This window comes from Parafrankia sp. EUN1f, assembly GCF_000177675.1.
Classification (GTDB): domain Bacteria; phylum Actinomycetota; class Actinomycetes; order Frankiales; family Frankiaceae; genus Parafrankia.
This window is the reverse complement of the sequence record NZ_ADGX01000057.1, coordinates 16,850-34,901: the sequence shown is the minus strand read 5'-3', so window position 1 is coordinate 34,901 and position 18,052 is coordinate 16,850. Positions and strand designations below refer to the sequence as shown.

General features: G+C 69.3%; 15 protein-coding genes and 2 pseudogenes. 4 read left to right on the top strand and 13 right to left on the bottom strand.

Annotation, left to right across the window (positions count from 1 at the left end):
* Nucleotides 1–88: 88 nt before the first annotated feature.
* The 6 genes from FREUN1FDRAFT_RS18380 to FREUN1FDRAFT_RS18355 form a co-directional block, all read right to left on the bottom strand.
* Nucleotides 89–733: a TetR/AcrR family transcriptional regulator gene (locus FREUN1FDRAFT_RS18380; RefSeq protein ID WP_006541629.1), complete on the bottom strand. Its 645-nt coding sequence runs from the start codon at nucleotides 731–733 to the stop codon at nucleotides 89–91.
* Between the two features lie 47 nt (nucleotides 734–780).
* Nucleotides 781–2,070, bottom strand: coding sequence for an amidohydrolase family protein (locus FREUN1FDRAFT_RS18375; RefSeq protein ID WP_006541628.1), 1,290 nt, complete (start codon nucleotides 2,068–2,070; stop codon nucleotides 781–783).
* Nucleotides 2,071–2,128: 58 nt separating this feature from the next.
* Complete coding sequence (locus tag FREUN1FDRAFT_RS18370) at nucleotides 2,129–3,319, bottom strand: cytochrome P450 (RefSeq protein ID WP_006541627.1); 1,191 nt, start codon at nucleotides 3,317–3,319, stop codon at nucleotides 2,129–2,131.
* A gap of 286 nt (nucleotides 3,320–3,605) precedes the next feature.
* Entirely contained in the window at nucleotides 3,606–4,940 is a 1,335-nt protein-coding gene (locus FREUN1FDRAFT_RS18365) for an ABC transporter substrate-binding protein (protein ID WP_006541626.1), read from the bottom strand.
* 66 nt (nucleotides 4,941–5,006) lie between these two features.
* Nucleotides 5,007–5,777: an SDR family NAD(P)-dependent oxidoreductase gene (locus FREUN1FDRAFT_RS18360; RefSeq protein WP_035952183.1), complete on the bottom strand. Its 771-nt coding sequence runs from the start codon at nucleotides 5,775–5,777 to the stop codon at nucleotides 5,007–5,009.
* 11 nt (nucleotides 5,778–5,788) lie between these two features.
* Complete coding sequence (locus tag FREUN1FDRAFT_RS18355; protein ID WP_232295268.1) at nucleotides 5,789–6,532, bottom strand: SDR family NAD(P)-dependent oxidoreductase; 744 nt, start codon at nucleotides 6,530–6,532, stop codon at nucleotides 5,789–5,791.
* 211 nt (nucleotides 6,533–6,743) lie between these two features.
* Here FREUN1FDRAFT_RS18355 and FREUN1FDRAFT_RS18350 point away from each other — a divergent pair, with 211 nt between their 5' ends.
* The 4 genes and pseudogenes from FREUN1FDRAFT_RS18350 to FREUN1FDRAFT_RS18335 all read left to right on the top strand — a co-directional run bounded on the left by FREUN1FDRAFT_RS18350 (nucleotide 6,744) and on the right by FREUN1FDRAFT_RS18335 (nucleotide 11,982).
* Entirely contained in the window at nucleotides 6,744–7,229 is a 486-nt protein-coding gene (locus FREUN1FDRAFT_RS18350; protein WP_006541623.1) for a VOC family protein, read from the top strand.
* 180 nt (nucleotides 7,230–7,409) lie between these two features.
* Nucleotides 7,410–8,374: pseudogene (locus tag FREUN1FDRAFT_RS18345) on the top strand (formylglycine-generating enzyme family protein).
* A 338-nt stretch (nucleotides 8,375–8,712) separates the two neighbouring features.
* Nucleotides 8,713–11,073 carry an arylsulfatase gene (locus FREUN1FDRAFT_RS18340; RefSeq protein WP_006541620.1) on the top strand — a complete coding sequence of 787 codons (2,361 nt, stop codon included), beginning with the start codon at nucleotides 8,713–8,715 and terminating at the stop codon, nucleotides 11,071–11,073.
* Nucleotides 11,074–11,328: 255 nt separating this feature from the next.
* Nucleotides 11,329–11,982 carry a class I SAM-dependent methyltransferase gene (locus FREUN1FDRAFT_RS18335; protein ID WP_006541619.1) on the top strand — a complete coding sequence of 218 codons (654 nt, stop codon included), beginning with the start codon at nucleotides 11,329–11,331 and terminating at the stop codon, nucleotides 11,980–11,982.
* A gap of 10 nt (nucleotides 11,983–11,992) precedes the next feature.
* Here the strand turns inward: FREUN1FDRAFT_RS18335 and FREUN1FDRAFT_RS18330 are convergent, their stop codons facing one another.
* The 7 genes and pseudogenes from FREUN1FDRAFT_RS18330 to FREUN1FDRAFT_RS18305 form a co-directional block, all read right to left on the bottom strand.
* Nucleotides 11,993–13,477 (bottom strand): GGDEF domain-containing protein, encoded by a 1,485-nt coding sequence (locus tag FREUN1FDRAFT_RS18330; RefSeq protein WP_006541618.1) that lies wholly within the window; start codon nucleotides 13,475–13,477, stop codon nucleotides 11,993–11,995.
* 321 nt (nucleotides 13,478–13,798) lie between these two features.
* A pseudogene (locus FREUN1FDRAFT_RS18325) lies at nucleotides 13,799–14,190 on the bottom strand (TetR/AcrR family transcriptional regulator C-terminal domain-containing protein); the annotation flags it as partial.
* 28 nt (nucleotides 14,191–14,218) lie between these two features.
* Nucleotides 14,219–14,836 carry a TetR/AcrR family transcriptional regulator gene (locus FREUN1FDRAFT_RS18320; protein ID WP_006541616.1) on the bottom strand — a complete coding sequence of 206 codons (618 nt, stop codon included), beginning with the start codon at nucleotides 14,834–14,836 and terminating at the stop codon, nucleotides 14,219–14,221.
* A gap of 67 nt (nucleotides 14,837–14,903) precedes the next feature.
* The gene (locus FREUN1FDRAFT_RS18315) at nucleotides 14,904–15,329 is read right to left on the bottom strand and encodes a PIN domain-containing protein (protein ID WP_006541615.1); all 426 of its coding nucleotides are present in this window, start codon (nucleotides 15,327–15,329) and stop codon (nucleotides 14,904–14,906) included.
* Nucleotides 15,326–15,604 (bottom strand): CopG family transcriptional regulator, encoded by a 279-nt coding sequence (locus FREUN1FDRAFT_RS18310; RefSeq protein WP_035952178.1) that lies wholly within the window; start codon nucleotides 15,602–15,604, stop codon nucleotides 15,326–15,328. The genes FREUN1FDRAFT_RS18315 and FREUN1FDRAFT_RS18310 overlap by 4 nt, the downstream gene beginning before the upstream one ends.
* A 175-nt stretch (nucleotides 15,605–15,779) precedes the next feature.
* Nucleotides 15,780–15,983 (bottom strand): hypothetical protein, encoded by a 204-nt coding sequence (locus tag FREUN1FDRAFT_RS43970; RefSeq protein ID WP_006541613.1) that lies wholly within the window; start codon nucleotides 15,981–15,983, stop codon nucleotides 15,780–15,782.
* A gap of 96 nt (nucleotides 15,984–16,079) precedes the next feature.
* Nucleotides 16,080–17,636 (bottom strand): protein kinase, encoded by a 1,557-nt coding sequence (locus FREUN1FDRAFT_RS18305; protein WP_232295262.1) that lies wholly within the window; start codon nucleotides 17,634–17,636, stop codon nucleotides 16,080–16,082.
* Nucleotides 17,637–18,052: the final 416 nt, after the last annotated feature.

The window sequence follows — 18,052 nt, the reverse complement described above, 5'->3', positions numbered from 1 at the left end:
GCACTCCTGATCATGCGCGACAACCCTGCCGTACAGTCGTACCAATCTGTTGGTACGACTGTACAGCGATACGGGTGGCGCGCGAGCGTCAGTCCAGCGCCCCGGTACCAGGCCCGGCCTCGACCGCGGCCTCGACTTCGGGTTCGATCCGGTTGAGGAAGCGCTCGATGATCTCGACGGTGTCGGCGTGCCCCGTGTGGGTGCCGAACGTCTCCTCCAAAAGGATCATCCGCGGGATGGCGTTCATCATGAACAGCAGCGCCGCCGGCGTGAGGTCCTCGCCCTCCAGGCCGTACCGGCCCCATGCCCGGGTGACAGCCTGCAGCTGGGCCTGGCGGATCCGCTCGCCGCCGAGACCGATCTCGGTGTGGACAGCCTCGCGGTTGTTGGCCAGCGCCATGAACTCCAGCAACAGCACGGCGCCGCCCCGGCTGTTGGCGTAACGCCACACCGCACGCAGCGGCCGGTCGAGGTCCGCCACGTCGGCGAGGTTGCCCAGGAGCGTCTCGGTGTTGCGGCGCAGCAGGCCCAGGAACAGATCGTCCAGTGTCGGAAAGTAGTACTGCACGAGGCTGGGAGCGACGTTGGCCCGCGCGGCCAGGGCCCGGTAGCTGACCGCCGCGTAGCCCTGCTCGACCATCATCGACTGGACGGAGTCGAGCAGGGCGTTGCGGGTGGTGGAGCTGGCCGACCCGACCCGCCGAGCGGAGGCGGCCGCTCGATTTCTTGTCACTCCGCGCAGTTTGCCAGCGAACGAGCGCGCCCGGCGGCATCCCGGGCCTACCGTTGCGGGGCGGAGGCGGCCATGGCCTGGTAGGCGGCGAGCTTCTCCCCGCGCTCGTAGCTGCGGTGGCTGCGCGCCTGGATCGACACGTCGTGCCCGGCGGCTCGCACGCGCAGCGCCCCGACCGTCGCCTGCTCCCGCGGGACATGCGCGAACGGGTCGAACGAGTACCAGCGCAGCGCGTTCTCGAAAGTCATCTTGTTGATCTCGGCGTCAGGGACGGCGAGCCGGTTCATCACCTCACCCAGCTCCTCGGGCGCGCCCGGCCACATCGAGTCACTGTGCGGGTAGTCGCACTCCCACGCGATGTTGTCGATGCCGATCCGGTGCCGCAGCTCCACCCCCAGCGGATCACTGATGAAACACGTCAGGAAGTGCTCCCGGAAGACCTCGGACGGCAACCTCCCACCGAAGTCCTGCAATGTCCACGTCGCATGCATGTCGTAGGTGCGGTCGATCCGCTCCAGGAAATAGGGAATCCACCCCGTTCCACCTTCCGACAACGCGATCCGAATGTCCGGGAAGTTCTTGAGAACCGGCGACCACAGCAGATCGGCCGCCGCCGAGACGATGTTCATCGGCTGTAACGTGATCAGTACGTCGGGCGGCGAGTCCGGAGCCGGGATCGTCAGCTTCCCCGACGAGCCGATATGGATCGACAGTACGGTGCCCGTGTCACAGACGGCCCCCCACAGCGGGTTCCAGTACGGGTCATGGAAGCTCGGATACCCCAGTGCCGCCGGGTTCTCCGTGAACGTCAGCGAATGACAGCCCTTGGCGGCGACCCGGCGCACCTCCGCCGCGCACGCCTCGGCATCCCAGATCACCGGCAGTGCCATCGGGATGAACCGCCCCGGATGCGCCCCGCACCACTCGTCGATGTGCCAGTCGTTGTACGCCCTTACCAGCGCGAGCGAGAAATCCGGGTCATCCGTGGCGAACAACCGGGCCGCGAATCCCGGGAACGACGGGAAGTTCATCGACGCCAGGATCCCGCCCGCGTCCATGTCCTTCACCCGCTCGTCGACCTGATAGCAGCCCGGCCGGATCTCGTCGAGGCCCTGCGGTTCCAGCCCGTACTCCTCCTTCGGTCGCCCCGCCACCGCGTTCAGGGCCACGTTCGGGATCACCGTGTCCCGGAACTTCCACGCGTCCGCCCCGTCCGGCAGGCTGACCACCCGCGGCGCGTCCGCCCGGTACCGCTCCGGCAGATGGTTCGCGAACATGTCCGGCGGTTCGATGATGTGGTCGTCGATGCTGACAAGAATCAGGTCGTCAGGCCGCATGCTGATTCGGGATCCTTTCGGGATTCTGTGGGGGCAGGTGGCACTGGGCCCTGAGGTGTCAGCCGATCTGCGCGGGCATGCTGTCCCAGCCGCGCACGGTGGTGGTGGGCTTGCGGGTAGCGTTCGCCAGGTCGACCTCCCATTCGGGGAAGCGGTTGAGCACCTCGTCGAGGGCGATACGGCCCTCCATGCGGGCGAGGGCGGCACCGAGGCAGAAATGCGAGCCGTGGCCGAAGGTCAGGTGCTGGCTGATCCTGCGGTGGATGTCGAAGCGGTCGGGGTCGGTGAACTGCCGCTCGTCCCGGTTGGAGGACGACAGCATGAGCAGCAGGGCACTGCCCGCCGGCACCGTCTGCCCGTGGTACTCGACGTCGTCGGTGACGTACCGGGCGACGTGCGGGCCGGGCGGTTCGAAGCGGAGCAGCTCCTCGATGGCGTTCGGGATGAGTGAGCGGTCGGCGGTGAGCTGCGCCCGCTGGTCGGGGTGTTCGGCGAGGACCTTGCCGAGCCAGCCGAACAGGTTTCCGGTGGTCTCGACACCGGCTCCGGCGATGACCGCGAGGAAGATCAGAATCTCTTCCTTGGTCAGGCGCCGGGTCCTGCCCGAGGCGTCCTCGAAATCCACGCTCAGCAGGTCGGTGATGAGGTCGTCGGACGGGTTCTTCTCCCGCCAGGCCACGTAGTCGGCGTAGAACTCGCCGTCGAAGTACTTCTCCTTGGTGACCTTGAGTGGTTTTCCGCGCTCGTTGCGCAGGCCGCGCTGCGCATGGTCACGCACCGTCGGCTGTTCCGCGTCGGGGATGCCGACGAGCATGCCGATGGCGCGCATCGGCAGCTCGTCGCCGAGGTCGACGACGAAGTCGAACCGGTCCGCTCCCTCGAAGGGCTCCAGGCAGGCGACGCAGAAGGCCCGGATCTTGTCCTCCAGGGCCTTCATCTTCTTCGGGGTGAAGGCGCGGGACACCAGGACCCGGTGCACCGTGTGCAGCGGCGGGTCCTCGTTGATGAAAACGCCGGGCGGCATGACCGGGTCGGCCTTGATGACCTCGAGGATGTCACCCTTCGCCGAGCTGAGGCGTTTCAGGTCCTTCAGCGCGGCCCCGACGTCGGCGAAACGACTCAACCCCCAGAAGTCAAGTTTCTCGTTGTAGTAGAGCGGCGACTCGTCCCGCAGCCGGCGGTAGGTGGGGTAGGGATCCACATCGATGTCGATGTCATACGGATCGTAGTAGAGATCGCCCTGGCTCACGGATCCTCCTCGAACCTGATTTTACAAGCGTATAGCACAGCGCTTTACATTCGTACAGAACTGACGGGGCGGAGAACTGCCGACCGGCGGTCACCGTCGCGGAATCCGGCGGGGCGGGGCAGGCCTCACCTCCGCCCGCCGGGCGACTCCTGGCCCGCCCGCCGGCTCAGCCCCGTGGAGGAGCCAGCAGATCGCAGATCGCGGGTCAGGCGCGGCTGGACGGCCCCCGGGGCACTCCCATGGTCGTCTCCGGTCTTCGCCGCGGGGCTCTGTTCCGCCGGCGGTGCTACTCGAAACTGGTCGGGACGGGGTCGGACCAGGCCCGGTTGTCGTTGGACCAGCAGACCCAGGGCTTCTCCGGGGTCGCGCCACCGGTGAACTCGTACTTCCCGCCCTTGTAGGTGAGGATGCTCAGGCATTCCTGCTTCGGGCCATGGGCCGCCGGGTCGTCCTGGGTCGGCATCGTGTGCTGGCGGCTCCAGTCGATCGCCGGGACCAGCCCGCCGGCCGTGAAGTCGGTCAGCCGGTTGGTCGCCTCGACCACGGACGCCTGCGTGAAGCCGGGACCGGCCGCCCTGATTCCCTCGTACGCGGTCTCGGCGGCGATCCATCCGTACGCGGCGACCTCGGTGAGTTCCGCTCCGGCCTCACCCATCCATTTCTTGAACAATGCCAGCCCGTTGCCCTCCGCGTCGGCCTCGAACGGGCGGAAGGTGATCCCGACGATGTCGCTCTCGAACAGGTCCCCGGCCGCCTTCATGAACTCCAGGTCGTAGGAGTTCGAGTGGTAGACCGGAATGTTCGCCATTCCCTGCCGCTTGAGCTCCTGGGCCAGTGTCTTCTGCCCGTTGATGTCGAAGCAGCTCACAATGAACTGGACTCCGGCCGCCTTCATCGCGGTCACTTCGGGCCCGATTCCGTTGGGCATTCCGAAGGCGACGGTGTCGTTCGAGTAGACGACGCTCTCACCGGTGTCGTTCTTGTACAGCTCGATGGTCCTGGCCGCGGAGTCCGCGCAGTCCTTCGAGCTCTGGGAGACTCCGTAGCCCAGCGTGGCGATCCTGGTGGCTCCGACGGTCTGCGCGGCATAGGCGTGCATCCGCCGGGTGCAGGCGATGCACTCGACGCCGTTGCTCGCGAAGATCGAGTTGCGGTCGTTCATGTCCTGCGGGTACCACGGCAGCGAGTAGACCGGAATGCCCTGCTCGGCGAGGTCCGCCCAGCCGGTCGCGATCATCGGGGCGCTGAAGGTCGCGAAGGTGTCGTTCTTCGTGATGATCTGCAGGGAGGCCTGCTTGTTCTGGCCCAGCTGGTCATCGATCGTCGTGGTGACCTTCAGCTGGCGGCCATCCACGCCACCCGCACTGTTGCGGTAGGCGAAATAGGCGTTCACGCCCTGCTCGAAACAGTCCAGCATGCAGGTGCCCAGCGGGTTGTTCGACTTCGTGCCGACCATGGCGAAACGAATCTCGGAGTCGGTGACTCCCGGCGATCCGTTCGCTGCCCGCGACGCCGCGGGGTCGGCGCCGTCGCCACCGGAGTTCGAGCAGGCGGCGGCCACCACCCCGACGGCGATCGCGGCCGCCAGTAATCGGGACGATCGGAACAGCTTCTTCTTCACAGTGCGACGTTCCCTTCGACTGCGCGCGCGGACGCGCATGGTGCCTGAATGGATTCGCGGCGGGGGTCAGACGCCAGCCGGGCCAGGGCCGCCGTGGACGTAGAGGGTCTGCCCGGAGCAGAAGCTGGCGGCGTCGGAGGCGAAGAACAGCACGGCGCTGCCGATCTCGTCGGGTTCCCCCAGCCGCCCGGACCCGTTCATCAGGCCGATCGCGTCCGGGTCGAGGCCGTAGCGGGCGGCGTCATCGGTCAGTGTGGCGGCACGGACGGCCCCGACGGCGATCGTGTTGACCCGGATGCCCTTGCCCGTCCAGGCGGCGGCCATCGACCGGGTCAGGCTGTTGACCCCGGCCTTCGCCGCACCGTACGGCGCGGCCTGCGGCATTCCGAGCAGGCTGGCACCCGAGGAGATGTTCACGATCGCGCCCCCGCCCCGTTTCAGCATGGGCTCCGAGGCGGCCCGGGAGAGGAACCACACGCTGCCGAGGTTGAGCGCCAGCACCTGGTGCCACTCGTCCTCCGTCCATCGCCGTAGCGACTTCGTCTCCGCGCCGCCCGCGCAGTTGACGAGAATGTCGAGCCGGCCGAACTCGGCCAGGGTGGTGTCGACGAGCCGCTGGCACTGCTGCGCGCTGGTCACGTCGGTCGGCAGCGCGAGCGCGCGGCGGCCCAACGCCTCGACCTCCTTCACCGTGGATTCCAACGGCTCCGCCCGGCGCCCGGCGAGCACGACGTCGGCGCCGTACTCGGCGAGCGCCAACGCCGCGCCGCGGCCGATCCCGGTCCCCCCGCCGGTGATGACGGCGACCCGCCCGTCGAGCGCGAAACGGTCCCTCATGTGGCGCCCCCTCATGTGACGGCCCCTCCGTTGACGGCGATGACCTGGCCGGTGAGATAGCCGGCCTCGTCGGTGCACAGGAACGCGCAGACCGCGGCGATGTCGTCACCGGTTCCCAGCCGGCCGGCCGGGACCATCCGTGCCAGCGTCTCGGCCCTGGGCAGATGCCTCGACGCCTGCATGGACCGCAGCATCGGGGTGTCGGCGGTGAACGGCGGAATCGTGTTCACCGTGATCCCGCTGGCGGCGTATTCCAGCGCCAACGTCTTGGTCAGCGCGATGACGCCGCCCTTGGACGCCGCATAGTGCGCCTGGCGGGCCACCCCGGTCTGGCCCGCCGCCGAGGAGATCGTGACGATGCGGCCCCAGCCGGCCGCCGTCATGTCGGCGATCGCCGCCTGCGCGCAGTGGAAGGTACCCGTCAGGTTGACCTCGAGGGCCCGCGACCAGACCTCGTTGGTCAGGTCCTCGAACGGCACGAACCCCGAGACACCGGCGCTGGTGACGAGGATCCCGACCGGCCCGAGCTCGGCCCGCACCACGTCGAACGCCTTGTCCACCGAGGCCCGGTCGGCGACGTCCACCCCGGCGGCGACCGCCCGGTTCCCCTCTGACCGCAGCCGGGCTGCCACCCGTTCCGCGGCGTCGAAGTCCAGGTCGAGCACGCCCACCGTGCTGCCCTGGCGAGCCAGATGCTCGCAGATCGACAGCCCTAACCCCGACGCACCGCCGGTCACCACAGCGACCCGACCCAACCTGCTCAACCTGCGCCTCCTCGTCGCTCGGCCACGGGCACAAAGCACCCCACACAGCGGCATCTTGTACGGATGTAAGGCGCGATGCTATACGTTTGTAAAACGTTGTCCAGAGGTCAGTCGGGGCAGGCCGGGGCTCGGTCGCCACCCAGGCGTGCGAGGGCGCCCAGCCACCCCCGCCGGCGGCGACTCACAGGACAGGGAGCGAAGAATGCCTGAATTACCGGAGAAGGCCGCGGGTTCGGCCGGCGTCGTGTCACACATCGGGCTCTGCGTGTCCGACTACGAACGGTCGCTGCGCTTCTACACCGAGGGGCTCGGGTTCGAGGTCGCCGAGGGGTACGACATCGGCAGTTCCCTCGCCGGGCTGGCCGAGGTCGAGCCCCCGGTCCGCTGCAGATCCCAGATGATCGTCAAAGGCCACACGAAGCTGGAGCTGCTCGGCTGGAAGACACCGACGGCGGAGGGCTCAGCCCTGACCACCCGGGCGCAGATCGGATTCACCCACCTGTCGGTCTACGTCGACGATCTCGCCGCCACCGAGGCACTCCTCGTCAGCCTCGGCGCCACACCGATCGAGCGCACCCGCACCCGCGTCCCGATGCCGGACGGCGCGATGGACGTCCTGTTCCTCGCGGACCCCGACGGCATCCGCGTCGAGCTCGTGCAGGTGACACGCGAGCCCGGGGTTCAGTAAGAACGCACGGCCAAGGCGGGCGAGCCCGTTCGGACCGAAGGCCGCCGGCCGCCTGGCGCGGGTCGCTGCGGGCTCGATGCGCGGAGGTAGGGCACGGTGGGGTACGTGAGCGCCCCAGCCGAGCCGGAGCACAGCGCCGGAAACGTGCGGTCCCCCCAGCGCACGCGGTCCCCCAAGGGCATGGTGCGGATCCCGGGCGGGACGTTCCTCATGGGGTCCGATGAGTTCTATGCCGAGGAGCGGCCCGTTCATCCGGTGGCGGTGGACGGGTTCTGGATGGACGAGCATCCGGTGACGGTCGCGAGGTTCCGCGCGTTCGTGAAGGCGACCGGCCATGTGACGGTCGCGGAGCGGCAGGTCGACCCGGCGGACTACCCGGGCGCCGACCCCGCCGGGCTGGTGCCCGGGGCGCTGGTCTTCCGGATGACGTCCGGTCCGGTGGACCTGGACGACTGGCGGCGCTGGTGGTCGTACGAGCCGGGGGCCTGCTGGCACCGGCCGCTGGGCACGGGCAGCACGGTGCACGGGCGGGAACGGCATCCGGTGACGCAGGTGGCGTTCGCGGATGCCGCAGCGTACGCGGCGTGGGCGGGCAAGGACCTGCCGACGGAGGCGGAGTGGGAGTTCGCCGCCCGGGGCGGCCTGGACGGGGCGGTCTTCGCCTGGGGCGACGAGTTCACGCCGAAGGGGCGGCGGATGGCCAACACCTGGCACGGCGCCTTTCCCTGGCAGTACGTCCCGGCGTCGGCGGGGCAGCCGATGCCCGGTACGACACCGGTGGGTTCGTTCCCGCCGAACGGCTACGGGTTGTACGACATGGCCGGCAACACATGGGAGTGGACGGCCGACCACTACACCGACCGGCATCCGGACCCCGCCCCCGGCCCTGTTGTGCTCCGCGCAACCCGCGTGTCGACCGTCCAGCCGCGACCGCGGCCATGACTGCGACCACGACCGCGACCGCGACCACAGCGACGCCGGCACCGGCACCGGCACCGGCGGAACGGTTCCCGCGCCGAGTGACGAAGGGCGGCTCGCACCTGTGCGCGCCCAACTACTGCCTGCGCTACCGACCGGCCGCCCGCAGCGCCCAGAGCGAGGACACCGCGACCTGTCACCTCGGCTTTCGCTGCGTCATCCGCTGACCGGCCCGACGGCCGCCCCGCCCAGAACTGAGGAACCGATGAGCCACCCAGCGCGGCCTGGACACGACCACCCTGGCGGCGCACATCCGGGAGTTCTTCGCCCGCGCGGCACCCCGTGCTCAGACGTACACCGCGCGACCGCGGCTGCGACGCGCCCGCGCCGAGCGGGTCCTCGGCTCTGGCCGCGTATCGGGCATTGCTCGCGCTCGCCCGCGCCGGGAGGCGGCCGGCCCACGCAGGCCCGAGACTGCTGGCAGCCGCCGCTCGCCGGCGCCGTGCACGAGGGCTGGGTACCGCCACGGGGGCTGGGTACCGCCGCGCGCGTGAGGAGTTGGGCCATGCCAGACACGTTCCGCGGTGTCGTCAATCTGGACGTCCGCGACTCGGTGCCCGACTGGGGCCCGTACGAGCAGCCGAAGGCGGCCGCCGGCTCGCCGAACATCGTGTACATCGTCCTCGACGACGTCGGCTTCGGGGCTATGAGCTGCTACGGCGGCCCGATCGAGACACCGAACATCGACCGCATCGCCGCGAACGGCCTGCGCTACGCCCAGTGGCATACCACGGCACTGTGTTCACCGACCCGCTCGGCGCTGCTGACCGGACGCAACCACACCACCAACGGCATGGCCTGCATCAGCGAGGCCTCGATCGGCTTCCCCAACGGCAACGGCCACATCCCGCCCGAGTGCGCCACCCTCGCGGAGCTCCTCGTCGACCAGGGCTACCGCACCGCGCTGGTCGGCAAATGGCACCTGACCCCGGAGGACGAGATGAACCTCGCCTCCACGAGACGCAACTGGCCGACCGGCCGCGGCTTCGAGCGGTTCTACGGATTCCTCGGCGCGGAGACCAACCAGTGGTATCCCGACCTCGTCGAGGACCAGCACCCCGTCGAGCAGCCGGCCCGGCCCGAGGACGGCTACCACCTCAGCGTCGACATCACCGACAAGGCCATCCAGTACATCGACGACGTCAAGGCGATCGCACCCGACCAGCCCGTCTTCCTCTACTACGCACCTGGCTGCGCCCATGCCCCGCACCAGGCGCCCCCCGAGTGGATCGAGCGGTACCGGGGCCGGTTCGACGCCGGGTACGAGGCGATGCGCGAGGAGATCCTCGCCCGCCAGAAGAAGATCGGCCTCGTCCCGCAGAACACCGAACTGCCGCCGTTGAACCCGATCGGCACCCCCGAGACGCGCACGGGCCCCAACGGGGAGCCCTTCCCCCCGTTGGACTACACCCGCCCCTGGGCCGAGTTGGACGAGAACGAGCGCAGGCTGTTCGCCCGGATGGCCGAGGTCTACGCCGGGTTCCTGTCGCACTGCGACCACCAGATCGGCCGGCTGCTCGCCTACCTGGAGGAGATCGAGCAGCTCGACAACACGATCTTCGTTGTGGTCTCCGACAACGGTGCCAGCGGTGAGGGCGGCCCCAACGGCTCGGTCAACGAGAACAAGGTCTTCAACAACGTCGCCGACGACGTCACCGAGAACCTCGCCATGCTCGACAAGCTCGGCAGTGTCGAGACGTACGGCCACTACCCCAACGGCTGGGCCATGGCCTTCAACACGCCGTTCAAGATGTGGAAGCGGTACTCCTTCAACGGCGGCACCTGCGACCCGTGCATCATCGCCTGGCCGGCCGGCATCACGGCCCGCGGCGAGGTCCGCGACCAGTACCACCACGCGATCGACATCGTCCCCACCCTCCTCGACTGCCTAGGCCTCGAGCTGCCTGGGACGGTCAGGGGCGCCACGCAGATCCCGCTGCAGGGCGTGAGCATGCGTTACAGCTTCGACGCGGCCGCCCTGCCGTCCGCCAGACGCACGCAGTTCTACGCCATGCTCGGCACCCGCGGCATCTGGCACCAGGGCTGGAAGGCCGTCACCACCCACCCCGCGCTCAGCGGCTGGGGCGACTTCCCGCGCGACACCTGGGAGCTCTACCACGCCGAGGTCGACCGCTCCGAGATCACCGACCTCGCCGAGCAGGAACCCTGGCGGCTGGCCGAGCTGATCGGCCGGTGGTTCTACGAGGCCGGCGTCAACCAGGCGTTTCCCCTCGACGACCGCTCCCCGCTGGAGATCCTGTCCACCTCGCGCCCCGAGCTCACCCCGGCCCGTAACCGGTACGTCTACCGGCCCGGCGGCGCCGAGGTCCCCGAGTCCGTGGCGGTCAACATCCGCAACCGCTCGTACGCCATCGGCGCGCTCGTCGACCTGCCCGGCGGCGCGGAGGCCTCCGGTGTGCTGTTCGCCCACGGCGGGCGTTTCGGCGGTCACGCGCTCTATGCGAAGGACGGCCGGCTGACGTACGTGTACAACTTCCTCGGCAGTGAGGAGCAGCGGATCGTCGCCACCGAGGCCCTGCCGACCGGCGAGAAGATCATTCTTGCGGCCTCGTTCGACAAGGACGGGGAGGCGTCCCCCGGCGTCGCCACCGGCATTCTCAGCCTCTACCACGGTGACCGGAAGGTCGGCGAAGGGCGCATCAGGACCCAGCCCGGCAGGTTCACCCTCGCCGGCGAGGGCCTCAACGTCGGCCGGGACGGCGCCGACGCCGTCGCCTCCGACTACCGCGGGCAGGCCCCCTTCGCCTTCACCGGCGGAACCCTGCACCGGGTGGCGGTCGATGTCAGCGGTGAGCCGTACGTCGACCTCGAACGCGAGGCCGAGGCCATGCTCGCCCGCGAATAGTCACGGCGGGCGCGGCGGCCGCCGCCGCTTCCGAGCAAAGATTGAGGATTTCGGCTGCTAGCACGACCGAAATCCTCACTTCTTGCGGACTGTCAGGCGACTTTTCGCCCCATTTGCGGCTATTGATGTGAGTTGCTGGCGCTGCGCGGCGGAGCGGGATCCCCGGCAGGTCGCCGTGCGGCGGGGCACGGACATCCGACCTTGCCGGCAGCAACCGCCGCACCCGCGGGTGGCCTCGTGGCGGATAATTCAGCCATGGCTGAATCCGCCCCGGGCTATCTGGCGACCGTCGCGGCGGCGTATGACGGTGTGGCCGAGGTGTATTCGGAGCTTTTCGCCGACGTGCTCGACCGCCAGCCGCTGGAGCGTGCGCTGCTGTCCGCGTTCGCCGATATCGTGCGCCCGCTGCCCGGCCCCGTCGCGGACCTCGGCTGCGGGCCGGGCCACGTGACGGCCTACCTGCACGGGCTGAGGCTGGACGTGTTCGGCGTGGACCTGTCACCGGAGATGGTCGCCCTGGCTCGGAACTCTCATCCGGGGTTGCGGTTCGAGGTGGGCACGATGACCGCGCTGAACCTGCCGGACCGCACGCTCAGCGGTGCCCTCTGCCGTTACTCGCTCATCCACACCCCGCCCGCCGACCTTCTCGACGCCCTCGCGGAGGTGCACCGCCTGCTGGCGCCCGGCGGCCATCTGCTGCTCGGCTTCCTGGCCACCGACGAGCCCGACGCCGAGGTGCACACCTACGACCACCGGGTGACCGGCGCCTACCGCTGGCCACCCGGCCAGCTCACGGAGCTGGCGACGCAGGCCGGGCTGGTCGAGGTCGCGCAGCTGGTACGAACACCGACAGACGGGGAACGGGGCCGCCAGGCACAGCTGCTGGCCCGCCGCCCGCTGGGGACATAGGCGGCGAAGCTCAACTCCTCATGCCCTCCTCGTACAGGAGGTAGCGCCCCCGGCCCTGCCGCTTGGCGGCATACATCGCAATGTCAGCCGCGTTGAGCAGTTCCTCGGGGTCAAGGAGCCCCGGGCCGGACAGCGCGACGCCGACGCTGGCGGCGACCGTCGGCCTGTCGCCGCGCCTGGCCAGCGCAAGCGCATCGACAACGTCGCGGGCAATCGCCTCGACGTCACCAACCGTCGCGATCTCCTCGCAGAGCACCGCGAACTCGTCACCAGCGAACCGTGCGACGACATCGGCGGGTCGGACGGCTCGCCGCAACCGGCCCGCGATCTCACGGAGAAGATCGTCACCCGCGCGATGACCCAGCGTGTCGTTCACTGCCTTGAAGCCGTCGAGATCGACGAAAAGGACAGCCGCACGACCGCCTCTCCGCTGGGACTGGAGAAGTGCCCTGCCGAGACTCCGCAGGAACGAGGTCCGGTTCGGCAGCCCGGTGAGAGCGTCGTGCAGCGAGCTGCGCCGCGCCGAGGCCGCCCGGGTGCGCTCAGCCTCACGCGAACGCGCCAGCATCAGAGCAAGCGAGATCTGGCCGGCGATCGTCTCGACGAAATCCTGATAGTCCTGATCCAAGGCAAGCAAATCGCTGGCCCCGATGACGAGGAGGCCCACGGGCGCGGCACTCGTGCGGTTTCTCAACGCCACCATCATCGCGATTTCCGGCGCGGGAGAACCGTCGGCCAGCTGGACGGATTCCCACCCCGGAAGCCGCGAGACAACCCGTACGCCTGCCAGCGACGTCGCATTGACCACCTCCGGCAGAACGCCACTGCGGCCGAGCACCGCGAGCGCGCGCCGGGTCGCCCGTCGCCCTCCCAGCCCTGATGCCGCGACCGCCAACGGCGCGGACAAGGACGGGAACCCGTCCCAGAGCGCCACGAGGCTGTATGGAACATCCGCCGGATATTTTTCCAGCACGGAGGGGGTGCGAGTGCATACTGACCGCTGCGTCCGCAACCGCGTCAGGGCGGCGGTCAGCTCCCGCTGACAGGCGAGACGCCTGGAACGGATCACTTCCCGGGTCGTCTCCTGATGCGTCGACAGTACTCCCGCTATTCGCCCACCATCAGAGATGTCCCTTATGGGACTGAACGAGAAGGTGAAGTACGTCTCCTCCAGGTAGCCGTGCCGGTGAATCAACAGGCGCTTGTTCGACGACCACGTCGCCCCGCCCCCGGACATCACCTGGGCTGACAAAGGGCGCAACTCGTCCCAGACCTCCGGCCAGACCCGCCGGAGGGACATGCCCATAGCAGCCGGATGCTTGTCACCGAGCGTAGGTATACACGGGTCGTTGTAAATACAGGCGAGCTCCGATCCCCACATCACCAACATCGGGAACCGGGACTCCAGACAGAGGCACACCACCGTCCGCAGGCTCGGGCTCCAGAACTGAGGCGGATCCAGTGTCGTGGCGGACCAGTCCTTGGCCGCCAGCACCTGGCCCGCCGCGCCGCATGCCGCGAACAGCGACTCCGGGAGCGTGCCACGCCCGCGCCCCGCAGCCCGGGACGAGACAGGCCGACCAGCGCCCCCGGCGCCACGGGCGCTCAGGGACCGCGGTACATCCGCGCGTGTCCTGGACTGTGCCGTCGCCCACCGACCCCCATCCGCCATCGCCCGACGCCCACCGACCGCGTACGTCACCTCGCCTCGACCGACGGTCCGACGCCCTCTTGGCAGCACAGTGGACGCCCGTTGTCCGCAACAACACCACCGGTGTCCCCGGCACCGAGCCGCGCAAGCAGATCAGGACGCCCGTCACCTCCCGTCGATGAGAGGTGCCAGGCCGTCGAGAAGGCGGGCGAGGCCGAAGCGGTAGGCGTGGTCAGGGTCGTGGGCGCTGCCGTGTGCCTGGCCGGCGGCCGTGCCGACGCGGCTCTCGCACGCGGGTAGCGCTGTTCGTCCAGCACGCGGGCGAGCAGGGGGCCGACCCGCGCCCACCACCGCGTGTCGTCGCCGTCGGGGCCGGCCGCCACGCTGGCCGACTCACGGGCCGCGCGGGCATTGGCCTGGACGAAGGACAGCAGATAGGTCAGGCAGTCGTCCCGGTCGACGTCCGAGAGACCCAGGTCATCGAAGGCGGACAGCTCGTGCTCGTACTTGGCCATCAGGCCCGGCCCCAGCGGAGGGGGCAGCGTGCAGACCTCGGCACCGGCACGGCGGCCGGACGGGTCAGTGTCAGGTGCTCGACGGCGCGGGGACTCCGAGCACCGCGTGCATGGCGCGCAGCGCCCAGGCGGGGGCCAGGTCGTCGCCGTGGAGCTGGCGTGCCGGGTTGACACCGACGGCCAGCGCTTCCAGGGCGAAGACGACCTGCCCCGGGTCGGTGTCGGCGGCGAGCTCACCCGCGGCCACCGCGGTCTCGATCTCCCGGCGCAGGACGCCGCGCCAGCGCTCCGTGGTCACGACGAGCGCGTCGTGCACCGGGCCGGTACGGCCGTCCCATTCGAACGTCACGGCCGCGATGAAGCAGCCGCCGGGGAAACCCGGCTTGTCCTCGTGACGTGTCCAGGACTCGCAGATCGCGAGCAGGCGGTCGAGGCCTGGCGGTCGGTGGCTGACCGGATCCCACACACGTGTTCTGAAGAGGTCGACCGCGTACTCGAGGGTGGCGAGCTGAAGCTGCTCCTTCGTCCCGAAGTGGCCGATCACGCCGGACTTGCTCATCTCCAGCTCGGCGGCGAGCCGGCCGATCGTGACGCCCTCCATGCCCTCGACCGAGGCGATGTCGGCGGCGCATCGCACGATCGCCGCGCGGGTGTCGAGCGCGGCGGCGACGGATCGGCGGCCTGCCATCACCACAGCATAGCGACCGGGTGTTCACCCTTGAAGTACGAACGTTCGTTCGCTAAGTTGATCGACGTCAGACCTGCCTGACGACGATCGTGTCAGGGACCAGTTTCGCCAGGTCGTCGATGTCCGACGTGAAGACGGTGACCTGCCCCTTCTGCTGTCGCGCGACGACGGCGAGCACGGCATCGATTGCGTACCTGTGACCGTGCAACCTGGCGTCGGCCAGGAGTCGGCGTGCCTGGCGGGCCTCGTCCTTCCCGATGTCGACGACCTGGAGCCGGGACAGCACCCAGTCCCAGCGCTGTTCGGTCGTTCGGCCATCGTGCGCCTCGACGAGCGTCATCGGAGAGGTCACCACCTCGGCCTCCCCTCGCGCCGCGGCGTCGAGCCGAGCGATCATCTTCCGATCGCCGCGCACCGCGAGGGACAGTGCTTCACAGTCCAGAACGAGGACACGGAGAGGTCGTCGCCCGCGCTCGCCGGTCTGTTGCCTCACGCCGCCTCTCCGGCGTCGCGCTGCCTGGCGGTGCGGCGCCGCTCATGTTCGGCGTCGAGTTCCTCAAACTCGTCGAGCGCTGCCGCACGCTCATCCTCGGTGACGGGGCCGTGTTCTGCCTGCAGCCAGTCGACCAGTTCGAGGAGCCGGTCCCGGTCGCGCTTGAAGCGCAGCGCGTCGGCGACGTACGCCGACAGGCCCCGCTCCGCCGCCTCCGCGCGGATCTCGTCCAGGAGATCCGCGGGAATCGTCACAGTGACCTTCTTCGTCGCCATACAAGAGACCATACTCTTGGTGCATTGCTCCTTACCAATGGATCACGGGACGGAGCGCACCTCGCCGCCGTCGGCGGGCTGGAAGGCCTGCCCCACCCCCTGACCCCCGCCTCACGGGCCCCGCCGAAACCCTCCCTCGTGCGACGCGATACCAGCGCGACCAGCGGCCCGTGGGTCAGACCCGACGAGCCGTCCGGGTGTTCCGCATTCTCCCGGTGTGAAAATTTATGGCGATCTCGGCCCGAATGTTGCCGGACAGCAGGCCGCCCAGCCCCAGGAGCCGGGATGCCCACATCAGCACCAGCAGGATCAATGCATGTCGCGCGCCGAATCCGGATTCTCCGGATGCCGTCCGGGACGGGGCCGCGATAAGGGTCATGGACGGCTCCTGTCTTCTCGAATGGTGAAACCGCTGGCACCAGGGGCACGCCGACAGCGCCGTAATACCGTTGTTCAGGACGGGCGACAGCCCCGACTACAACGGAATGGAACCGCCGCCACTGGTCGGGCTGTCATGGAGTTCCAGCCGCCGCAGCGTGGCGTCACGCGGTATATCGAACACCATCCTGCCGTGAATGGACGCACCCGGCTCGGCGGTGTTCCAGATCGTCTCGCCGGGCAGGTAATAGCGCGACAGGTAGTCGGCGGTGCGACGCGCCCCGGTGCTGTCGTACACGTACTGGTAGGAATTGTCCAGGGCACGGGGCGACGTACCGGTGTTACGGATCGTTATGGCGACCAGGCAGAACTGGCCATCCGGGTGGCGGGCCAGGAACCCGAGGCCGAGCTGCTCGACCCCGCATTCGACGCCGTCCACGGCAAACGACAACGGGCCGTCCCGGAAGGCGCCGGGGCCCGGTGCGGTACGCGGGTCGGAAAGCGGCATGGCCGAGGAGTCCGCCGGTACGGCTGGGGACGCCACCGACCCGGCCGGGGATGCCGGGGATTCCTCCGGGGATTCCACCGGCGTGGCCGCGGGAGTGGCCGGCTCAGCCGACGTCCCGTCATCACGGTTCGCCGCCAGCCTGATCGCGGTGAGGGCCACCATGACCAGCACCAGACTTACGGTCAGCAGAACGCGGCCACGTCCCCGAAGCCGCCGCCGCACATGCGCGGACCGGTCCGCGGACCGGTCCGGCGAATGCGCGAGCTCCGCGGTGAGCCCGAGCAGGCGGACAGCCGGATCGGTGGAGTGGTCCCCCGGCCGGCGCTCGACCAGACGCAGGAGCAGGTCCCGGGCATCAGGCCGGCCGGCCGCGTCTTTCGTCAACGCATCGCGGACGAGATCCTTCACCTGCCCGGGCAGGCCGGTCAGGTCCGGTTCGGCGGCGGTGATCCGGCGGGAAAGCTCGACATCCGGACCGTCCCCGAAAGGGTGCCGCCCGGTGCCCGCGTAGGCGACAAGAATTCCCCAGGCAAACACGTCAGCCGCCGCCCCGATCGGCTGACCGTTGATCTGCTCGGGTGCCATCCAGCCCGCCGAGCCGAACCCCCAGGCCGTCGGCTCACCGGCGCTGTCCAGAGCACGGGCGATACCGAAGTCAATGACCCGCGGGCCGGACAGCGAGAGGATCACATTGCTGGGTTTGAGATCCCGGTGGACCAGCCCGGCATGATGAATCGCGGTCAACGCCGTCGCGACGCCGACTGCCAGCCCGGTAAGAGTCGACGAGTCGAGCGGCCCCATGTCGGCGACAGCGTTGTCCAGCCGGGCGCCGTCGATGAACTCCGTCACCAGGTACGGCGCGAACGCCTCCGGGTCGGCGTCGAGAACCTCGGCGGTGCAGAACGAGGCGACGCTGCGAGCCGCCTCGACCTCCCACCGGAATCGCCTGCGGAACTCCTGGTCCCTCGCCCGATCCGACCTGATCATCTTGACCGCGACCGGCCTCCCCCGCTGGTCGCGCGCGTAGTAGACGGCACCCATCCCACCCACGCCCAACCGGCTCATCAGCACATACGGGCCGATGACGGTCGGCTCGTGCGGAAGCAGGGGTTCACCCGGGACGAACACGCCGCGCGCAGTCTCCACCGCTACCTTCATCCGAGCCGGGGCCGGCCGCCCATCCTGATCTGGTCGACGGCCGTGCCCGGGCGTCTATGCACCCCGCGCAATACTGTCCCGACCGGGCCGCTCCGTCATCGTCCATCCGCAGGCACTACCGGCTACGTATGACGCAGTACCTTTCCAGGCTGCCGTACTCCAACCGGAGTACCTGCCGGCTCCGGCAGCGGCCGGCTTACCACCGGCGCCCTGACCGCCCCGGGTACCGGCAACCGCCAGCCTGCTGTTCGGCCTACAGGCAGAGGTACGACCACCACCGCATCGTCGGGCGTTGTCGGCTGGGTAGCGCACCCCGCACCGGCCGGCTGATCAGACCCGCGGAAACACCGTTGGCGATGCGGTCCCACTGTCGCCGTCCTGAGCCTTCCGCGACGTAAAGGTCC